A 19,586-nucleotide genomic window follows, 5' to 3' on the forward strand; every position below is an offset into this window, starting at 1 on the left:
GTCAGAACCGTCACTTGGTCACGCTCCAGATCGTCACCGGCATCGCCGGACGCCAGCCGGTCATCGTGCCGACCGCCGAGGCACGTTGTACGTCGAGGCGGACGAGGTCGCCGCCGACGGCCTTGTACCACTGGGCGATCAGGGACTCGGTCTCCAGCGTGACACCGTTGGCGACCAGTCGACCGCCGGGGCGGAGCGCATTCCAGCAGGCGTCGAACATGCCGGCGGCCGTCGCTCCCCCGCCGATGAAGATCGCGTCCGGGGATTCGAGACCGTCGAGCGCTGTCGGAGCAGCACCTTCCACGATCTCTACGGCTGCACCGAGCGCGGCAACGTTGCGTTCCAGGCGTTTCGCCCGGTCGGCGTCGCGTTCGACGGCGATCGCGTGGCAGGACGGGTGGTGCCGGGACCACTCGATCGCGATGCTGCCCGCGCCGCCGCCGATGTCCCAGAGCAGTTGCCCGGGAACAGGCGCGAGGCGGGACAGCGTGACTGCGCGGACCTCGCGTTTGGTCAGCTGGCCGTCGTTCTCGTACGCGTCGTCGGGCAGGCCGGGTGCTGTCGAGAGGGCGGTGGCATCGGGCGGGCACAGTACGGCGATGACGTTGAGCGGATCGACGTCGTCGGACCAGTTGGCCGCGTTCGCCGTACGGATGCGTTCGGCTGGGCCGCCGAGCTGCTCGAGGACCGTGAACTCGCTGGAGCCGTAGCCGCGGGCGACCAGCAGGTCCGCGACTTCTGCCGGGGTCTGTGCGCCCCGGCTGAGGATCAGGACTCGTCGGCCGGGCTGGAGGTGCGAGTGGAGCCGCTCGACCGGGTTGCTCACCAGGCTCACCACCTGCACCTGATCCTGCGCCCAGCCGAGTCGCGCACACGCCAACGAGACGCTCGACGGCTGCGGGATCACGCGTACGGCGTCGGCGCCCAGCATGCGGACCAGCGTCGTACCGATGCCGTGGAACGTCGGGTCACCGCTCGCCAACACACAGATCCGCCGGCCCTGGTGCTCCTCGAGCAACCGCGGAAGCGCCTCCGACAAAGGCGAAGGCCAAGGAATCTGCACGACATCTTGTTCGGGAATCAGAGCTAGTTGGCGAGGGCTGCCCAGGAGGATCTCGGCGTGCTCGATGGACGTGCGGGCTGCGGTCGACAAGCCGTTCCAGCCGTCGGCGCCCAGGCCTACGACGGTGATGGGGTCAGGCATTGCCGAGGACCTTCGTCACGGTGATCTCGAGGACTACGCGCTGCGGGTTGACCCGTGGCTCCTTGTAGCGCTTGGCGTACCGCCGTTCGGCCTCGTGCACCCGCGCAGGGTCGTCGCTGACCACAGCACGCCCCTCGATCGTGCTCCAGCGCCGGCCGTCCACCTGTGTCACCGCGACCGCCGCCTCCCCGAGCCGCCGGATCGCGCGGGCCTTGTACGACGTACCGGAGCAAATCACCCGCACCAGCCCCGCCTCGACGTCCAAGGTCGCTCCGACCGGCGTCGCGTGCACCGTCCCGTCTGCCCGGACCGTACTGAGCACACACAGGTGCCGCTCGCTCCAGAACTCAACCAGCTGCTCACTGAACACCCAGCGATCGTAGACAAGCCGCCCCGCCCGGCACGGGGCCGGGCGGGGCGGTGGCGCGCTGGACCCCTCAGACCAGCGCTGATCATGGGTCAGCCGAAAACGTCAGCCGAAATCTCAGCCGATGTCGCGGCGGCGGAACGAGGCGAAGCCGGCGACGATGAGCGCGGCGGCGATCGCGGTCAGCCAGAGAACCGGTGCGACGGAGAAGTCACCGCCGGGCAGCCGCGGCGTGTGGCCGTACGGGCTGAGGTTGATCATCCACTGCGGCAGGTTGAAGATCTCACCGAACTGACCGATCAGCAGGAACACGCCGTACAGCGCCCATCCCCCGGTCACCAGCTTGGGCGCGAGCCCGAACAGGATGACGACGAGCGCGGTCACCAGCCAGATCGCCGGCAGCTGTACGGCGGACGCCGCGAGCATCCGTGGCACCTGACGGCCCATGTTGCCGAGCGACGCACCACTCGAGATCCCGGAGCCCAGTCCGGCGACCAGGATCAGTACGCCGGTGCCGAGCAGCGCCATGAGCACGTGGCTCGCCAGCCACTGCGCCCGCGAGACACCGGTCGCCAGCAACGGCTCGGCCCGCAGCGCGGTCTCCTCCGACCGCAGTCGCAACGCCGCCTGGATCCCGAACGCCGACGCCAGCAGCCCGACCATGCCCATCTCGGTCGCCAGGAACGCATCCGTGATGCCTTCCACGCCACCGAGCTTCTGCACCATCTCCTTCGCACTGTCGCTGGTGACGAACCCGTCGACGTTGCTGGCGATGTTGCCGACCAGCAGACCTAGCAACAGGAACGCGAAACCCCAGGCGAGCAACGAGCCCCGGTGCAGCCGCCAGGCCAGTGCGAGCGGGGAGCGCAACGACTTGGCTGCCCGCGGCGGTCCGGGCCGCGGCCGCACCAGACCGGCCCCCAGGTCGCGCCGCCGGATCAGTGCGGTCGCCGCTGCGATCAGTACGGCGAGGAACACCAGCGGCACCAGTAGTACGGCCAACCGGTCACCGGCGTACGCGCGAACCTGCTGCGACCAGCCGATCGGGGACAGCCACGAGACCCACTGCGTGCTGCCGTCTGCGGATGAGTCGCCGATGGCGCGCAGTACGTACGCCACGCCCAGCACGACTGCCGTGAGTCCGTTCGCAGCCCGCGCGCTCTCGGTGACCTGCGATGTCACCGCAGCCACGCCGGCGAACGACAGCCCTGCAGCCGCCCACATCAACCCGAACGCGAACGATCCCTTCGTGTCCAGCCCGCTGCCCATCAGCGACAGCGCGGTCAGCAACCCGAGCACGATCACAGTCGCCCCGGACACGATCAGCGCGGAGGCCAGAGCGGCGTACCGACCGAGTACGCCGGCGCTCAGCAGCTCGAGACGCCCGGACTCCTCCTCACTCCGGGTGTGCCGTACGACGAGCATGCCGCCGAGCAACCCGACCAGTAGCGCGCCGAACGCAGTGAGCTTGAACAGCGAGACCTCCCCGAGCGAGGACTCGTCGAAGATCCGCCCGTAGAGCGAGACCAGCGCGGGTGAGGCGTTCGACGTCCGGGCCGCGTCGACCAGCGCCTTGGGATCCGCGTACAGGTCCATCGTCGCCTTGGCCGAGCCGGCGGCCGTCATCACGAACACGACGATCCAGATCGGGATCAGGATCCGGTCCCGGCGCAGCGCGAGCCGCACCAGCGCCCCGGTACCGACGAAGTCGTTCATCGCACGGCCGCCTCAGGCTCAGCAGGTACGTCGTCCTCGTAGTGCCGCAGGAACAGCTCCTCGAGCGTCGGCGGCTGCGCCACCAGGCTCTTGATCCCGCTCGCGGACAGCTGTCGCATCACGGCGTCGAGCTTGGCGGTGTCCACCTCGCAGCGGACCCGGTTGCCCTGCACATCGAGATCGTGGATCCCCGGCAGCTCCGCGAGGCCGTTCGGCGACCCGGCCAGCTCGGCCTGGATCGACGTACGCGTGAGATGGCGCAGGTCGGCCAGCGTGCCGGTCTCGACCACCTTGCCGCGGCGGATGATGCTGATCCGGTCGCACAGGGCCTCGACCTCGGACAGGATGTGGCTCGACAGCAGCACGGTGCGGTCGCGCTGACGCTCCTCCTCGATGCACTGCCGGAACACCTCCTCCATCAGCGGGTCCAGACCGGAGGTGGGCTCGTCCAGGATCAGCAGCTCGACGTCACTCGCGAGAGCGGCGACCAGGGCGACCTTCTGCCGGTTGCCCTTGGAGTACGTCCGGCCCTTCTTGGTCGGGTCGAGGTCGAACCGGCGCAGCAGTTCGTCGCGCTTCTTCTCGTCCAGCCCGCCACGGAGCCGGCCGAGCAGGTCGATCACCTCGCCGCCGGTCAGGTTCGGCCACAGGTTCACGTCGCCCGGGACGTACGCCAGCCGCCGGTGCAGCTTCGCGGCGTCGTGCCACGGGTCCCCGCCGAGCAGCGAGACATCGCCGGCATCACCGCGCAGCAGTCCGAGCAGGACCCGGATGGTGGTGGACTTCCCGGCGCCGTTCGGCCCGAGGAAGCCGTGCACCTCACCGGTCGTGACCTCGAGGTCGAGACCGTCGAGGGCGTGCGTACTTCCGTACGACTTGTGCAGTCCAGAGACCACGATGGCTGATGTCATGATTCATAACGTACACTTCATTCAGAAGTTTGTGAATCTTGCTAACACGTTTCTCACATGTCAGGTAATCGAGTGACCCAGAGGGGATGATGGGGCGGTGAGTGCACTTCGAGACGACGACGCCGTCCGGCGATACACCGAGCAGTTCGGCAACCTGCTGGCCGAGACCGGCTGGCCGCGGATGGCCGCCCGGGTGTTCGCCGCGATCCTGTCCAGCGTGGACGGGCGGATGACAGCCGCCGAACTGTCCGACCAGCTGCAGGCGAGTCCCGCCGCGGTCTCCGGCGCGGTCAACTACCTCCTGCAACTGCGCCTGGCGACCCGCGAGCGCGAGCCCGGCAGCCGTCGCGACGTGTACGTCGTCCAGGACGACGCCTGGTACCAGACGATGATGAGCGAGGACGCCTCACTGGTCCGCTGGTCCGAATCCCTCCGCAAGGTCCTCGACGCCTCCGGCCAAGGCACCGACGCCCACCACCGCATCCGCGTCTCCCTGGCCTTCATCGACTTCATCAGCGAAGAGGTCAAGGGCCTCACCGAACGCTGGGTAAAACGCAAAGCCGAACTAGACGCCGAAATCGCGGCGGAGTACACCGCCCTCAACCCCTAACCCGCCGTACGCCGGGGGCCTGGACAGGTTGTGGTGGTGCGGTACAGGTTATTGCCTGTGCGCTGCCCCCGGATGGAGTGCACCGGCCCGCGTTGTGGTTGTCCACAGGCGCAGATTCGCGCGCAAATGCAGGCTGTGGTGACTGCACATTGCCCGTATGAATCCAAAGTTGAGTGTGCTGGCCGACGCCCGTGGGGGCTGGTTCACCCGGGCGGACGCGGTGGATTGCGGCTACAGCGACAGCGAGCTCCGGCGACGGCTGCGGTGCGGGCAGTGGTCGCGGCTGTCGCGTGATGTGTACGTCGAACCACCCGGCTCGCCCGCAGGTGAGGCCGCCTGGGATCGCGCCAAACGCCTGCACCTAGTGAAGACCCGAGCCGTCCTCAACCGCTTGGGGCCCGGCGCTGTGGTGAGCCATCAGTCCGCAGCCGTGCTACACGGGCTACCGACCTGGGGCCTCGACCTGTCCCGGGTCCACGTCACCAAGGCCAGCGGTAGAACGCGTTCCGACTCCATCGCCGACGTACACCGATCGCGCTTCGACCCAGGCGAGCTCACGGTCGTCGACGGTTTGCAGGTGGTCACACCGGCCCGCGCCATCGCCGAGACCGCGTGCGTGTCGTCGTACGAGGTCGGAGTCGTGCTTGGCGACGCCGCACTTCATTCGCGTCTGGTCAGTCCGGAGGCGCTCGTGGCGACGGCGGATCGGCACAGTGTGTGGCACGGTTCGCCGGCGGCGCGGGCGGCGGCGCGATTCGCGAACGGGCTGAGCGAATCGGTCGGCGAGTCACGTCTCCGGGTCCTGCTGGCGAACCACGGATTCCCGGAGCCGGAGTTGCAGGTCGAGATCCGGGAGGCATCCGGGCGGCTGATCGCGCGGGTCGACATGTTGCTCGAGCGGGTGTGCGTCGTGGAGTTCGACGGCGCAATGAAGTACGGGAACGCCGACGACCTCGTGGCCGAGAAGTGGCGCGAGGACGACCTCCGGTCGCGCGGCTACCAGGTCATACGCGTCGGCTGGCCAGACCTGGACCACCCGCACACCACAACCCACCACATCCGCCAGGTCCTGCCATCCGTTGTGGGTGCACCGGCGCGGCGGTGGCAGTGAACAGGTTATTCCCCCTCCACCCACACCACTTCCTGTGCAACGGGCGGGGTTGGGCGCGGGGCGCGGGTGGCGCGAGGACGACCTCCGGTCGCGCGGCTACCAGGTCATACGCGTCGGCTGGCCAGACCTGGACCACCCGCACACCACAGCCCAGCGCATTCGCCAAGGCCTGCCACCTGTCGGGGTTGCGCCGGCGCGGCGGGGGCGGTGAACAGGTTATTCCCACTCCACCCACACCAGTTCCTGTGCAGCGGGCGGGTTGGGGCGGGTGCGCGCGAGTGGAGCGGCGGGCGCGCGGGACGCGGGTGGGGCGGGGCGCGGGTGGGGTGGGGCGGGCGGCCGGGGTTAGGGGTCGTGGATGGTGAAGATGGTGCAGTACAGGGGTGGGGACTCTAGGCCGGGGTAGTAGAGGCGGCCGGCTTCGTCGGTGAGTTTGAAGTAGGCGGTGGAGGCGCCTACTTGGCAGGGGGCCTGGAGGGTCATGGTGACCGTGACGATGTCGCCGGGGGCGGCGTCGGGGACGGGGGCTCGGTTTGGGGAGCGGAGCCAGCCGGGGGTTCCGGCGGCGCCTTGGCGGGTGAGCCAGCGGTTGTGCCACGGGCGTTCGCCGCTGTTGCGGAGCTCCCAGGTCTTCTCGAACACCTGCTCCCGGCACACCCGCGTGCCGTCGGGCACCGTCTCCCCGACCAGCTCGGCCCGGTCGTCGGGGTGATGATCGATCGGTACGGATCCGCCGAGCAGCACCGGTTGCACATGCCGGCGCAAGTCCCGCTGCGACATGTCCCGGCCGGCGCGTACGGCGGCGTCGAGCTCCATCAGCTGGTTGACCAGAGCCTGATTCGCTCCGAACGAGTCGTCGTACCACTCGATCAGCTCGCGGCTCGGCTTGGTGTGGCCGCGTTCGACCCGGGACAGGTGCCCCTTGTCCCAGCCGGATTCGGAGGCGGCGCGGGTCAGCGGCACCCCAGCGGCCTCGCGCAACTCGCGCATGCGCGCTCCGATCACGTACCGAGCCTGGGCTGGGCGCACGGCGCACTCTCCGCTCTCGCCGTCACTTATCTACATAAAGTACCAAATCGCAGTGAATCAGCTCCGTTGCCCACTGCGACAATCCGATCACGCTCTGATTGTCTGCACAAAGGAAGAGATTCTCCAAGACAACAGGCTCGTCCATCGCAGTTCAGAGCGAAAGGCAACCACCATGAACCGTTCGTTCACCCGTCTGACCGCCGCTGCCGCCCTAATGGTCCTCGGAGGCACTGCCCTCCCCGCCACGGCCGCACCCGCGCCGGCCCCGGCACCGATCACCAGCACCGCGTTCGGGCCGCAGTCGCGGGCCGACGACGCGATCGCCTGGTTCGCCGCCCGCAACGGATCCACCGCGTACCAGGGCTACTGCGAGAAGGCCGTCGAGAACGCGTACGGAACCACCGGCATCTACGCGTCGGCCATCGCCAACTGGAATGATGCCGTACGGCGGGGCGCCGCGCACAAGGGTGACCTGAACCCGCCGAAGGGTGCGCTCGTGTTCTGGAACATCAGCGCCTACGGACATGTCGGCCTCGCCACCGGCGACGGCAACTTCTGGGCCACCAGCGTCAACTCCCGGATCGGCAAGGCGAAACTGCCCTACTTCTCCAACTACCTCGGCTGGGCGCAGCCGAACTTCTGAGGGCAGCCGAGGCGCCGCCCCGCCTCGTTGCCCACTGCGACAACGCCGTCACTTTTTGGTTCCCTGCGATTACAACTCCAGAAGGGAACACCACCATGCGTACCGCCCTCATGCGCATCACGTCCCGTCTCACTGCCGTCGCCCTCCTCAGCGGCGCCGCCTTCGTCGGCACCGGTGTCCTGCCGGCCAGCGCCGCGACCGGAACCGTGGTCACCGACAGCGGCGCCGGCGTCACCATCCGGTCCGGCAACGCCACCAGCTTCGGCTCGGTCGGCACCCAGCCGGACGGAGCGGTCGAGATCGACTGCCAGATCTACGGCGAGCCGGTGACCGGCAAGTTCGGCCGCAGCCTGATCTGGGACCACATCCCCGGCAAGGGCTTCATCACCGACGCCTACGTCAACACCGGCAGCAGCGGCCTGGTCGCGCCGCTGTGCACGAGCAACCCGCGCGCCGACAAGGCCGTCGCCTGGTACGCCGCCCGCAGCGGGTCGACCGCGTTCCAGGGGTACTGCGAGATGGCCGCCGAGAACTCGTACGGGAAGACCGGGATCTGGGCCTCGGCCATCGCCGACTGGAACGACGCCGTGGCCCGTGGCGTCGCGCACCGAGGCGATCTGAACCCGCCGAAGGGCGCCCTGGTCTTCTGGAACATCAGCGCCTACGGCCATGTCGGAGTGGCCAAGGGCGACGGCACGTTCTGGGCCACCAGTGTCAGCGGCGCCATCGGCACCCGCGCGCTGCCCTACTTCAACAACTACCTCGGCTGGGCCTGGCCGAACTTCTGACCCTCCCCAGACAGCACCCGGACGCGCGTTCCGCCCCTCACGCGTCCGGGTGCTCGATCCTGTCCAGCCAGTCCGCCACGAGTGCGCGATACAGACCCACCCGTTGCACCGGCAGGTCGTGGCCCTCCTGATCCAGCACGGCGTACGTGGCCCGGGGATAGTCCTCGAGGATCGGCCAGGCGTCGGCATAGCCCGTCATCGTGTCCTGCCGGCCGGTCACGATCAGCGTCGGCCCTTCGAAACGCACGGCCGGATCCTCGCGGAGCGCGTAGGTCGCGACGTCGCCCTGGATCCGGCCCAGGAACTCGAGGTCCGCCTGCTCTTCGGCCGGGTCGTAGTAGCGGCGCTGCTTGTCGGTCCAGGCTTCCTGGTACGCCGCGCTCTTGATCAGGTACTCCTCGGTCGGCAACGTCCGCTTGGTGCGGTCGACGACGATTCCCGGCACGCGCAGCAGCAGACCGAGGACGCGAGCCGGGTCGCGCTTCACGATGCCGCGGGCGTGCAGGCCGCCGGCCGACGTACCGGCGAGAGCGAACAGCTCATCGCCGACCAACTCGTCGATCAGTTCCGCGATCGACGAGAGCATGCCGTCCTGGTCGGTGATCGACGGTACGGCGGGCGACTGCCCGGTACCCGGCGGGTCGATGTAGATCCGGCGCCATCCCGGACGCCCTTCGAACACCGGCTCGTGGACGTCGCGGCCTTCGCCGTTGGCGCCGCCCCAGCCGGGCAGGAAGACGATCGGCCGTCCCGTACCGAAGGATTCGTAGTGCACGCGGCGACCCTACCCGCGCGCCCGGCCGTCAGCGGCTGCTTCTCTTCCCGGCAGAATCCGGCGGACGCTCCCCCGACCCGCGCTCGATCAGTGCGCACGGCAGCACGATCCGCTGCGGCGGCCGGGTGTCCGCACCGGACGCGCGATCGAGCAGCAGCCGCGCCGCGCTGCGGCCGAGTTCGGCGATGTCGGAGGCAACGACCGTGACCGGTGTCGGCAGCATGTCGGCGAGCCGGAAGTCGTCGAACCCGACCACCGCGGGCTCCCGACCGAGCTCACCGAGAGCACGCAGTACTCCCTCGGTGAGGAAGTTCGTCGAGGAGAAGATCGCGGTCGGCGGGTTGGGCCGCAGCATCACCTCGCGGGTCGCCTTCTCCGCGGCCTCCGCGTTGCCCTCGGGAAGCTGGATCACCAGCGACTCGTCGACGTCGATCCCCGCGGCCCGGTGCGCGCGCCGGAACCCGCGCAGGCGGCGCCCGATCGTGTAGTACGACGGCGCGAGGATGATCGCGATCCGCTCGTGGCCCTGCTCCAGCAGGTGCTCGGCCGCGATCCGCCCGCCGCCCTCGTTGTCGACCATCACGATATCGGCGTCGATCCCGGTCGCCGGGCGGTCGACGAACACGACCGGTACGCCGGCGCCCTGCAGGAACGCGTGATCGCCCTGGTCGGGCACGATCATCAGACCGGCCACCTGCCGGCTGACCAGCTCCTGGATCGCCCGCTTCTCACCCTCCGGGTCCTCGTCCACACTTCCCAGTACGACGGCGAAGCCGGACTGCCCGGCGACTTCGAGCGACGCCTTCGCGATGCTCGCGTAGAACGGGTTGGTCAGGTCACCGAGCACCAGCGCCAGACTGGTCGACTTCTTGCCCGGCCGCAGCGCCCGGGCCACCTCGTTGCGCTGGAACCCGAGCTCGTCGATCGCGGCCCGGACTCGCTGGGCGGTCTGGTCGCGGACGCCGTGGCCACCGTTCACCACACGCGACACCGTGCCGAGGCCGACACCGGCCCGCCGGGCGACGTCGATCATCGTCGGCCGGCTGACCTCTGGCTGGCTTGGAAACGTTTCGGGCACGGGGTTGACTTCCTTTTCACGACACGGCATCGTCACCCCACAGTAAAACGTTGGAAACGTTACCGTCCAGGAGGCCGGATGAATTCAGTCTCTCCAGGCGGATTCACCACCAAAAGGCGCAGCCGCGGTGGGATGAGCCGGAACGCCGGCTCCGACGTGAGGGCGGCGTACCTGTTCATCGCGCCCGCGGTGATCGGGTTCTTGGTCTTCGTGGGGTATCCGCTGATTCGATCGTTCTATCTCGCGCTGACGAAGTACAACGGGTTGACCGACCCGGTCTTCGTTGGCCTCGGCAACTTCCGGAGGCTGTTCACCACCGACCCGGCGTTCTGGCCGGCGTTGCGGGCGACCGGCTACCTGGTGTTGCTCTATGTCCCGTTGTCGCTGATCCTCGGCCTGGCGCTCGCGATGTTCTGCAACCAGCGCTTCGCCGGAGTACGGATCGTCCGCACGCTGGCGTACCTGCCGGTTGTGCTGCCGGCGGTCGCGACGATCACGCTCTGGAAGTTCATGCTCGACCCGCAGGTCGGGCTGCTGAACACGATCCTCGACCGGCTGGGCCTGCCGACGAGCCTGTGGTTGCAGAGTTCGAGTACGTCGATGCCGTCCGTGGTCCTGGTGATGCTGTGGGGCGTCGGCGGGACGATGATCATCTTCCTGGCCGCGCTGCAGGCCGTGCCGACCGAGCTGTACGAGGCCGCCCGGGTCGACGGCGCCGGTCCGTGGTCGGTGTTCTTCCGGATCACGATGCCGATGATCAGCCCGATCATGCTGCTGCAGGTGATCCTGCAGACCACCGCCGCGCTGCAGACCTTCAACCAGCCGAAGATCCTGACCAACGGCGGACCGGGGTTCAGCACCAAGGTGCTGATGCTCTCGATCTACGAGAACGGCTTCCCGACCCTGGGCCGGATCCCGCAACTGGGGTACGCGTCCGCGCAGGTGTGGGTGCTGTTCGTGATCATCATCGCCGTGATCGCCCTGACCGCGAAGTTCTCCTCGCTCTGGACATACAGTGACAGCACTTCAGACTGAAGCCGCCCTGCCCGACACGGTGCAGGCCGTCCCCCCGGCGAAGAAGAAGCCGCGCGTGATCGGTACGACGGCGTGGTACGTCGTCGCGTTGTTCATCTGCGCGGTGATGGTCGTACCGCTGCTGTGGATGATCACGATCGGGCTGAAGAGCCGGACCGCGGTGTTCGACATCCCGCCGAAGTTGCTGCCGCACGAGTGGACGTGGAGCAACTTCATCAACGGGCCGAAGGCGATCCACTTCCCGAAGCTGCTGCTGAACTCGTTCGTGATCACCGGGTTGAGCGTCATCGGCGGCGTGCTGACCGCGATGATGGCCGGCTACGCGCTGGCCCGGTTGCGGTTCCCGGGACGCAAGACGTGGTTCTACCTGTTCGTCGGCAGCATGCTGCTGCCGGGTGTGGTCGGACTGATCCCGTTGTTCCAGATGTACAAGAGCATCGGCTGGTACGACACCTGGCTGCCGCTGATCGTGCCCGCGTTCCTCGGCGGGAACCCGTTGTTCATCTTCCTGGCCCGGCAGTACTTTCTCGCGATCCCCTATTCCATCGATGAAGCAGCGAAGATCGACGGCGCCGGGCACCTGCGGATCTTCGTCAGCGTGATGCTGCCGTTGACCCGGCCGGCCTGGCTGACGATGGCGATCCTGGCGTTCCAGGCGTCGTGGAACGACTACCTGAATCCACTGGTCTATCTGTACTCGTCCGGCAAGTGGCCGTTGTCGGTCGGTATGGCGTCGTTCATCTCCCCGTTCGCCGGGAAGACGCCGGACTGGAGCTACTACATGGCCACCAACCTGCTCTACATGCTGCCGCCGCTGATCATCTTCTTCGCCGCGCAGCGCTACTTCATCCAGGGCCTCGGCGCTCTCGGCAGCACGAACCAGAAATGAGGATTGTTGTGAAGAGGACATTGGGTGTGACCGCGTTGGCGTGCGCCGGGTTGCTGGCGGCAACGGCCTGCAGCGGCGGGTCGGACGGCGGCTCGAGCGACGGGCCGGTCACCGTCAAGGTGATGACCTGGGAGTCGGCCGAGACGAACGCCGCGATCAAGAAGGCCCTGGCGGACTTCAAGGACGACAACGTCAAGGTCGAGCTGCTCGAGACCCCGAGCGGGCAGTACGGCGACAAGCTCGCGTCGCTGACCCAGGCGAAGCAGCTGCCGGACCTGTTCTGGTGCGGTAACGACACCGAGCAGCAGTACACGTCGCAAGGCCTGCTGGTCGACTGGGCCGACAAGCTCCAGAAGGGCGACGGCGACTTCAAGGCCGACAAGTTCGTGCCGTCCGCGATCGAGAACTGGAAGACCGCCGACGGTCAGATGGGCGGTCTGCCGTCGCTGATGAACACGTACGGCGTCTGGTACAACGCCGACGCGTTCACCGCGGCCGGTCTGCCGCTGCCGAAGGCCGGCTGGACATGGGACGACATGTACGCCGCGGCCGCGAAGCTGGCGAACAAGAACGGGGCGAAGTACGGCCTGGTCGCCGACCAGCTGACCGGTCCGGACGGGCCGTTCACGATGAGCATGTACTCCGTCTCGGCCGGTGGCGCGCCGTTCACCGACAACGTGAACCACCCGACGAAGGCCGAGGCCGACGACAAGTACAAGGAAGGCGTCGAGAAGCTGACCGCCGCGATCAAGAACGGGTCGGTCGCGCCGCCCGGGTACGACGCGGCGAACGTGCAGTCGCTGTTCGCGGCCGGCAAGGTGCCGATGACGTTCGGCGGGCAGTGGCTGGCGGCCGGGTTCCAGACCGACAAGCCGAAGATCAAGTACGGGTTCGCGCCGTTCCCGCAGGTGCAGACGCCGACCACGCTGTACGACTCGGTCGGGATCTGCACGCCGCAGTACACCAAGAACCAGGACGCGACGTACAAGGTGCTCGAGTACATCAACACCAAGGTGTGGGACGCCGTACTGCCGGCATCGCCGGTCGCGCCGCCGGCGTACACGCCCGCACAGACGAGCTACTTCGACGCCCTCACCAAGGCACAGCAGCAGACCGTCGTCGACACGGTCAAGGCGGACCTGTCCGCGGAGAAGACGGTCGGCGTCCGCTTCACCACCCAGTGGGCCTCGCAGGTCGGCGACCTCACGACCGCCAACTACCAGCCCATCCTGAGCGGCAAGAAGCCGATCACCGACCTCCCGGCCTACGTCGACAAGATCAACGGCCTGATCAAGCAGGGCAGCTAACTCCATTTGCCTGGCCGACCCACCAATTTCGCTGGCTGACCCAGCAATTTGGCTGGCTGACCCACGAAGTCAGGGGTTCCCCACCCGGATTCCGGGTGGGGAACCCCTCATTTGCTGGGTCTGCCAGGCAAATTGCTGGGTCTGCCAGGGAAATGGGGACAGGTGGGGAAGGCGCGGGGAAGGCGCGGGGGGTGCTGTCGCTAGATGGATTGCCAGAGGGAGAGGGCGAAGCGGGCTTCGGCGTCGGTCCACCAGGCGGCTGGGGTGAAGCCTGCTTTGTCGAGTTCGGCTTCGACGCCGGAGCGGTGGAACTTGGCGGAGATCTCGGTGCTGATCTCCTCGCCCTCGGCGAAGGTGATCTCCAGGTGGATCTCCGGGATCAGCACCCGCATCGCGCGGGTGGCGCGCAGGTGCATCTCGATCCACTCGTTGTCCGCGTCCCAGAGCGCGACGTGCTCGAACGCGTCGACATCGAAGTCCGCGCCGAGCTGCCGGTTGATCACCCGGAGCACGTTCTTGTTGAACTCGGCGGTGACATCGGCGGAGTCGTCGTACGCCGCCACGAGTGTCGCGGGGTCCTTCACGAGATCGGTGCCGAGCAGCAACCACTCGCCGGGCTCGAGGACCTCGCGCACGGAACGGAAGAACGCTTCGCGCTCGGCCGGGATCAGGTTGCCGATCGTGCCGCCGAGGAACGCGACGACCCGCGGCGGATCACCCGGGAGCTTGTCGAGGTGCGCGGTGAAATCGCCGACCACACCGTGTACGTCGAGATTCGGATAGTCGGCGTTGATGGCGTCGGACGCGTCCCGCAGCGCCGACTCCGACACGTCGAGCGGGACGAACGACGTGAGCGTGCCGTGGGCGCGGAGCCCGTCGAGCAGCAGGCGGGTCTTCTCCGACGACCCGGACCCGAGCTCGACCAGCGTGTGCGCGTTGGTGAGCGCCGCGATCTCCCCGGCCCGCGCGTGCAGGATCTCCCGCTCGGCCCGCGTCGGGTAGTACTCCGGAAGCCGCGTGATCTCCTCGAACAGCTCACTCCCCCGCGCGTCGTAGAACCACTTCGGCGGCAGCCACTTGGGCGTCGCCGCCAACCCCGCCCGAACATCCTCCCGCAATGCCCGAGCCGCGTAGTCCGGCGTGAGATGTACGTCGATGAGGGTCACTCTCGTCCTTCCATCGGGGTGATCTGCAAGGTGGTGGCGGTAGCCACGAGCAGCGAACGATCGGGTACGTCGTCCCAGTCGGCGGACCCGAACGGCTCCGAACTGACGGTCACCGAGTCGGCGGTCTGCCGGACCCGGAGCGAATGTGTCCAGGAAGTGGCGACGATCTGCTCCCCGTCGGTCAGCAACAGGTTCAACCGCGACCCGGGCGCGACCGACTCCACCTCCCGGACGACGGACGCGACCGCGTCGGCGGGCCTGATCCCGTCGCGCAGGCGGTTGGAAACGAGAGCGAACAGCAGCGCCGAGTCGACCGGTGCGTCGAGCTTCAGCAACTCGGCGACCGGCAACTGCTCAGCCAGCTTCACAGTCGACTCCGGGTAGCCCGGGAGCCTTCCGTTGTGACTGAACAGCCAGTTCCCGACCTTGAACGGCGACACCGAGGACTCGGTATGAGGCATGCCGTCGGTCCCGTTGCGGACGGCGGCGATCACGGCGCCGGATCGGATCGAGCCGGCCAGCTCCGGCAGGTTGTCGTCGGTCCAGATCGGCACGTTGCGCCGGTACCGGACCGAGTTGCCGTCGACGTACCAGCCGAGGCCGAAGCCGTCGGCGTTGACCGTGCCGCCGCCGCGCATGTCGCGCGGCGACCAGCTCTGCTCGAACAGCGAGTGGGAGGGTTCTTGGACGAGGGACGCCAGCGTGACCGCCGGCCCCAGGTAGGCGAGGTGGCGGCACATCAGGCGTGCGGCCCCTCAGCGTGCAGTTCTTCGGCGTGCAATTCGTCGGGGCGGGCGTCGCGGGCGCAGCGGAAGCCGGCGAAGATCTGCCGCCGGATCGGGTAGTCCCAGTTCCGGAAGGTGCTGCGGGCAACAACCTCGTCGGTGCCGAACGAGCCGCCGCGGAGAATCTTGTAGTCGGGTCCGAAGAACACCAGCGAGTACTCGTCGTACGGCCATGCGCGGAAGCCTGGGTACGGGCGGAAGTCGCTCGACGTCCACTCCCACACATCCCCGATCAGCTGCTCGACGCCGAGCGGCGAAGCGCCCGCCGGATACGCACCGACCGGTGCCGGCCGGAGGTGCCGCTGGCCCAGGTTCGCGTGCTGCGCACCGGGCGACTCGTCGCCCCACGGGAACCGCCGCGTCCGGCCGCTCGATGGGTCGTACCGTGCCGCGAACTCCCACTCCTCCTCGGTCGGCAGCCGCTTGCCGGCCCACTTCGCGTACGCCTCTGCCTCGTAGAAGCAGACGTGCATCACCGGCTCGTCCAGCGGCAACAGCTCCCGGTGCGCGAACCGCAGCCGCCACCATTCGCCGTCGATCTGCGACCAGAACCGCGGCGCGACCAGCGAGGCCTTCTGGACATGCGCCCATCCGGCCTCGGACCACCACTGCGCGTCCTCGTACCCGCCACCGAGCACGAACCGCAGGTAGTCCCCGTTGGTCACCGGCACGGTGTCGATCACGTACGGCTTCACACGTACGGCGTGCGCTGGCCGCTCGTTGTCCAATGCCCACGGCTCGATCGAAGTACCCATCTCGAACACGCCACCCGGAACGAACACCTCGACCGAAGGCAACCGCCGGCCGGCGGGAGGCGGCGGCGCGTCGAGCACGGGCGCACCTTCCCGGAGCTGGTGCGTCGCCAGCATCGTCTCGTCGTGCTGCTGCTCGTGCTGCGTGATCATGCCGAACGCGAACGCGTTGTGTACCAGCTCACGCTCAGCGCCCAATGCCCCAGGGTCGAACTTCACGTGGTCCAGAACATCCAGCACCTTGTCCCGCACCTCGGTGACATAGGCACGTGTCTCCACCGGCCCCAGCAACGGCAGCGCCGGCCGCTCTGCGCGCGGGTGCTGGAACGCGTCGTACAGCTCGTCGATGTCCTGGCGCACCGGCTCGCGCCCGCCGACGTCGCGGACCAGCCAGAGCTCCTCCTGGTTGCCGATGTGTGCGTAGTCCCAGACCAGCGGCGACATCAGTTTGGAGTGCTGCCTGACCAGGTCGTCGGTGTCGACCGCATCGGTCAGCTGGACCGTCCGTGCCCGGGACCGCTCGAGCTGCTCGCCGACGAACGCGCGCAGGCCCTCAGGCGACAGATCGGACAGTTGGTGATTCATGAAGCTCGCCTTCCGTGGGTGTTGTCGACGACGCGCTGCAGCCGGGTTGCGACGGCAGCGATGAGTTCGGGATCCGCACCGGTCCGGTCCATCACCTCGGTACCCAGCGCGACCACATCGCGCGCGGCACGCAGTACCAAGGCGTCGGTCAGCCCTTCGCGAGCCGCCGGGAACCAGCGGCCGGCAGCAGGCTCGGCCGCGGCCAGCACCTGGTCCATCGGAGCGGACATCAGTGCGGTGAGCAGCAGGGTCGGGGCGATCCACCCGTCCCCCGGCTGCGCGTCGAGGTAGCGCACCTCGAGATACCCGCGCGGCCGGACCGGCGGGAACAGCGTGGACAGGTGGTATTCGAGATCGTCGTACGTCGGTCTGTCGCCGGGCAGCTGTCCGTCCGCCCAGGCCCCGAACGTCAGCCCGGTGGGTGCGTCCCACGTGTCGCCACGCCGCAGACAGAGAACCGGCGCCTCCATCGCTGTCCGCGCCCACGCAGCGGCCGGATCGGTGTCGAGCGGCGGCGGCTCGGTGAAAGGAGCGCAGGTGCCGAACGTCGCCTGCGTGCGAGCCGAGGCCCAACCCGTGTCCGCACCGGCGCGACGGCGGGAGTTGGCGAACAGGCCGACCAGAGCGGGACCGAGGTCGTGCAGCGCGCGCCAGCGCAGTGCAGTCTGGTCCCCGCCTTTTGAATCTGGTCCAGTGCCGGCGTCGAGGCAGATCTGCAGGCCGGCCGTGCTGCACATCATCCGCGGACCGTGCGGTCCGAGGCGCTGGAAGGCGTGTTCCAGGGCGGCGTACCGCGGGACGGTGAGGATGCGGCGAGGTGTTCGGAAGGGGTCCAGGCCGTAGTCGCCCGGGACCAGGTCCGCATCCAGCAGCAGAGCCGTCAGCTCGGCCGCGTCGGCGGCGGTGTCGTCGATCAGCTGCGGGATCGAGTCCGACGCGGGGCCGGAGATCTCCACCTGGCCACCCGGCTCCACGGTGACCAGCGCGCCCCGACTCAGCGGCAGTTGCGGACTGCCTCTCACCAGGGTCGCGGGGGCGTGCACGCCCAGGGCCTTGCTCAGCCGGCCGGCGTCGAGCGGCCGGTGCGGATCATCCGCATGATGCACAGTCCACTCGAGCTCGACGCCGAACAACCGAGGTGGACCGTGCTTGAAACAGACCATCGCGACGTAGCCCTCCGCCTCGGCCCGGGAGCCGATCGGGGTCGTCGCCGGAGAACCAACGGACGAGGTCACGTCAGCGAACCTAGCTCCGGGCCAGGGGCTGGACAACCGACCAGGAATTACCTGCCGGTGACGTCTGGGGTGTGTGTCGACTCATGCCGACCATGCTTCCCGAGGCCACCGACAGTTTCCGGCCGGATCCGGACGAAGCCGGTCCTGGTTCAGCTCTGAGCGAAACCGGGTCAGCGGAAACGCGGGCAGGTGGTGCAGGCAGTCACGTTCGGTAGCACGTAGAAGTAGCAGCAGGACGTGCGCAGTTTCTCCTCCAGCGACACCCCGAACGCCGTCGCGGCGCCCTCGGCGTACGGCGCCTCCTCCGGGAGCCGGATCGCCGCCCGTACCTCGTCGTCCACTGCCCCCAGTCGCTGCAGCGACCCCAGCTTCACCCCTGGCTTGTAGCCGTCCAGAAACGCCCTGGTGTGGTCCTTGAGCTGCACCGCCGCCGTAGCCAACGGCACGACCTCATCGGACAGCAGCGCCACCTCGGCCGGGTAGTGCGCGACCGGGTGCCGCTTGAACGCCAACGACGACGGAGACACGTCCGGTGACATCCCGGTGACTGCACTGGTCACCCCTGCGACCAGCGACGGCACCTGGACGTACCACATGAGCGTGAACATGGCCGCGACCTGCACCGGCGGCTCGATCGAGTAGTCCCGCGCGTAGTCAGCTGCCGCGGCTGCGCGCCACGAGTACGTCGGGTCGCCGCCGGCCTGCTGTTCCGCGATCAGGTCCGCACACGAGACCCAGTCCGGTCCGGGCACCGCATCCGCCGTACGCACGGACATCCAGCTGACCGAGTCAGCCAGGACCTCCGCCAGACGGCTCACGGTGTAGCTCATCCAGCCAGCCTACGATCCGGTACGACGACCGGAGCGCCGCCGACCTCCACCACCGTGGCCTTCAGCCCGAACACCTCGTCGAGCAACGTCGCTGTCAGCACGTCGACCGGACGGCCCTGCGCGGCGATCTGCCCGTCCCCCATCACCACCAGATGGTCGGCGTACTGCGCTGCCAGCGTCAGGTCGTGCAACACCGCCACGACGGTCCGCCCGGACGTTGCGGCCGCGTGGACCACGTTCATCACGTCTACCGCGTGTGCCAGGTCCAGATACGTCGTCGGCTCGTCCAGCAGCAGGTGCTGTGTCCCCTGCGCCAGCACCATCGCAATCCACACCCGCTGCCGCTGGCCGCCGGACAGCTGGTCGACTGGCCTGTCGCGGAGCTCTGTCAGCTCCACTGCCTGCAGTGCCTCGTTGATCGCGGCGTCGTCCTCGCCTGTCAGCCGCCCGAACAGCCCGCGATGCGGATGCCGTCCCCGCGACACCAGCTCGGCAGCCGTGATCCCCTCCGGCGTTACTGGCCCCTGCGGCAGGACACCGAGCCGACGGGCCAGCTCACGCGCCGGCAACGAGTGAATGTCCTTGCCGTCCAGCAGCACCCGCCCACTCTTCGGAGCGAGCAGTCTGCTCATCCCACGCAACAGTGTGGACTTGCCGGACCCGTTCGGCCCGACAACTGCAGTCAGCTGACCGGACGGCACCTCCAGCGTCAGTCCGTCGACCACCGGCACATCAGCGTCGTACGCGAGGGTCAGGTTCTCGACGTGCAC

The 19,586-nt window shown here is 68.4% G+C and carries 20 protein-coding genes; 7 read left to right on the top strand and 13 right to left on the bottom strand.

What is annotated here, in order from left to right; translation table 11 throughout:
• Positions 1-10: 10 nt before the first annotated feature.
• The 4 genes from cbiE to E0H45_RS00430 all read right to left on the bottom strand — a co-directional run bounded on the left by cbiE (position 11) and on the right by E0H45_RS00430 (position 4,198).
• Positions 11-1,204: a precorrin-6y C5,15-methyltransferase (decarboxylating) subunit CbiE gene (gene cbiE / locus E0H45_RS00415; protein WP_131334276.1), complete on the bottom strand. Its 1,194-nt coding sequence runs from the start codon at positions 1,202-1,204 to the stop codon at positions 11-13.
• Positions 1,197-1,574, bottom strand: coding sequence for a PPOX class F420-dependent oxidoreductase (locus E0H45_RS00420; protein ID WP_131334277.1), 378 nt, complete (start codon positions 1,572-1,574; stop codon positions 1,197-1,199). The genes cbiE and E0H45_RS00420 overlap by 8 nt, the downstream gene beginning before the upstream one ends.
• A 114-nt stretch (positions 1,575-1,688) precedes the next feature.
• A complete protein-coding gene (locus E0H45_RS00425; RefSeq protein WP_131334278.1) occupies positions 1,689-3,287 on the bottom strand; it encodes an ABC transporter permease in 1,599 nt (532 codons plus the stop codon).
• Complete coding sequence (locus tag E0H45_RS00430) at positions 3,284-4,198, bottom strand: ABC transporter ATP-binding protein (RefSeq protein ID WP_131334279.1); 915 nt, start codon at positions 4,196-4,198, stop codon at positions 3,284-3,286. Before E0H45_RS00430 ends, E0H45_RS00425 begins: the two co-directional genes overlap by 4 nt.
• A 97-nt stretch (positions 4,199-4,295) precedes the next feature.
• On the opposite strand from E0H45_RS00430, the gene E0H45_RS00435 reads away from it, so the two are divergent.
• Complete coding sequence (locus tag E0H45_RS00435; RefSeq protein WP_202872155.1) at positions 4,296-4,808, top strand: GbsR/MarR family transcriptional regulator; 513 nt, start codon at positions 4,296-4,298, stop codon at positions 4,806-4,808.
• A gap of 157 nt (positions 4,809-4,965) precedes the next feature.
• Positions 4,966-5,919, top strand: coding sequence for a type IV toxin-antitoxin system AbiEi family antitoxin domain-containing protein (locus E0H45_RS00440; protein ID WP_131334280.1), 954 nt, complete (start codon positions 4,966-4,968; stop codon positions 5,917-5,919).
• A 345-nt stretch (positions 5,920-6,264) separates the two neighbouring features.
• On the opposite strand, the gene E0H45_RS00445 is transcribed toward E0H45_RS00440, so the two are convergent.
• Positions 6,265-6,909 (bottom strand): NBR1-Ig-like domain-containing protein, encoded by a 645-nt coding sequence (locus E0H45_RS00445; protein ID WP_238154715.1) that lies wholly within the window; start codon positions 6,907-6,909, stop codon positions 6,265-6,267.
• Between the two features lie 211 nt (positions 6,910-7,120).
• Here E0H45_RS00445 and E0H45_RS00450 point away from each other — a divergent pair, with 211 nt between their 5' ends.
• A complete protein-coding gene (locus E0H45_RS00450) occupies positions 7,121-7,591 on the top strand; it encodes a CHAP domain-containing protein (RefSeq protein ID WP_131334282.1) in 471 nt (156 codons plus the stop codon).
• Between the two features lie 95 nt (positions 7,592-7,686).
• On the top strand, positions 7,687-8,379 hold the full coding sequence (locus E0H45_RS00455) for an SH3 domain-containing protein (protein ID WP_131334283.1): 693 nt from the start codon (positions 7,687-7,689) through the stop codon (positions 8,377-8,379).
• Positions 8,380-8,416: 37 nt separating this feature from the next.
• Here E0H45_RS00455 and E0H45_RS00460 read toward each other — a convergent pair whose 3' ends face one another.
• Both E0H45_RS00460 and E0H45_RS00465 read right to left on the bottom strand, forming a co-directional pair.
• Positions 8,417-9,154, bottom strand: coding sequence for an alpha/beta fold hydrolase (locus E0H45_RS00460; protein ID WP_131334284.1), 738 nt, complete (start codon positions 9,152-9,154; stop codon positions 8,417-8,419).
• 28 nt (positions 9,155-9,182) lie between these two features.
• The gene (locus E0H45_RS00465) at positions 9,183-10,232 is read right to left on the bottom strand and encodes a LacI family DNA-binding transcriptional regulator (RefSeq protein WP_238154716.1); all 1,050 of its coding nucleotides are present in this window, start codon (positions 10,230-10,232) and stop codon (positions 9,183-9,185) included.
• 78 nt (positions 10,233-10,310) lie between these two features.
• Between E0H45_RS00465 and E0H45_RS00470 the strand changes: the two genes are divergently transcribed.
• Genes E0H45_RS00470 through E0H45_RS00480 form a run of 3 tightly spaced genes read left to right on the top strand, consistent with a single transcriptional unit; the run spans position 10,311 to position 13,463 of the window.
• Positions 10,311-11,267, top strand: coding sequence for a carbohydrate ABC transporter permease (locus E0H45_RS00470; protein WP_202872157.1), 957 nt, complete (start codon positions 10,311-10,313; stop codon positions 11,265-11,267).
• A complete protein-coding gene (locus tag E0H45_RS00475; RefSeq protein ID WP_238154718.1) occupies positions 11,248-12,156 on the top strand; it encodes a carbohydrate ABC transporter permease in 909 nt (302 codons plus the stop codon). The genes E0H45_RS00470 and E0H45_RS00475 overlap by 20 nt, the downstream gene beginning before the upstream one ends.
• An 8-nt stretch (positions 12,157-12,164) precedes the next feature.
• Entirely contained in the window at positions 12,165-13,463 is a 1,299-nt protein-coding gene (locus tag E0H45_RS00480) for an extracellular solute-binding protein (protein ID WP_131334285.1), read from the top strand.
• 200 nt (positions 13,464-13,663) lie between these two features.
• On the opposite strand, the gene egtD is transcribed toward E0H45_RS00480, so the two are convergent.
• The 6 genes from egtD to E0H45_RS00510 form a co-directional block, all read right to left on the bottom strand.
• Positions 13,664-14,629 (bottom strand): L-histidine N(alpha)-methyltransferase, encoded by a 966-nt coding sequence (egtD, locus tag E0H45_RS00485; protein WP_131334286.1) that lies wholly within the window; start codon positions 14,627-14,629, stop codon positions 13,664-13,666.
• Positions 14,626-15,369, bottom strand: coding sequence for an ergothioneine biosynthesis protein EgtC (egtC, locus tag E0H45_RS00490; protein WP_131334287.1), 744 nt, complete (start codon positions 15,367-15,369; stop codon positions 14,626-14,628). The genes egtD and egtC overlap by 4 nt, the downstream gene beginning before the upstream one ends.
• Positions 15,369-16,751, bottom strand: a complete 1,383-nt coding sequence (gene egtB, locus E0H45_RS00495) for an ergothioneine biosynthesis protein EgtB (RefSeq protein ID WP_131334288.1) — start codon at positions 16,749-16,751, stop codon at positions 15,369-15,371. Before egtB ends, egtC begins: the two co-directional genes overlap by 1 nt.
• The gene (locus tag E0H45_RS00500; protein ID WP_131334289.1) at positions 16,748-17,986 is read right to left on the bottom strand and encodes a glutamate-cysteine ligase family protein; all 1,239 of its coding nucleotides are present in this window, start codon (positions 17,984-17,986) and stop codon (positions 16,748-16,750) included. Before E0H45_RS00500 ends, egtB begins: the two co-directional genes overlap by 4 nt.
• A gap of 170 nt (positions 17,987-18,156) precedes the next feature.
• Entirely contained in the window at positions 18,157-18,816 is a 660-nt protein-coding gene (locus E0H45_RS00505) for a (2Fe-2S)-binding protein (RefSeq protein WP_131334290.1), read from the bottom strand.
• Positions 18,813-19,586, bottom strand: coding sequence for an ABC transporter ATP-binding protein (locus tag E0H45_RS00510; RefSeq protein WP_131334291.1), 774 nt, complete (start codon positions 19,584-19,586; stop codon positions 18,813-18,815). Before E0H45_RS00510 ends, E0H45_RS00505 begins: the two co-directional genes overlap by 4 nt.

Source organism: Kribbella soli (genome assembly GCF_004331345.1).
Taxonomy (GTDB): domain Bacteria; phylum Actinomycetota; class Actinomycetes; order Propionibacteriales; family Kribbellaceae; genus Kribbella; species Kribbella soli.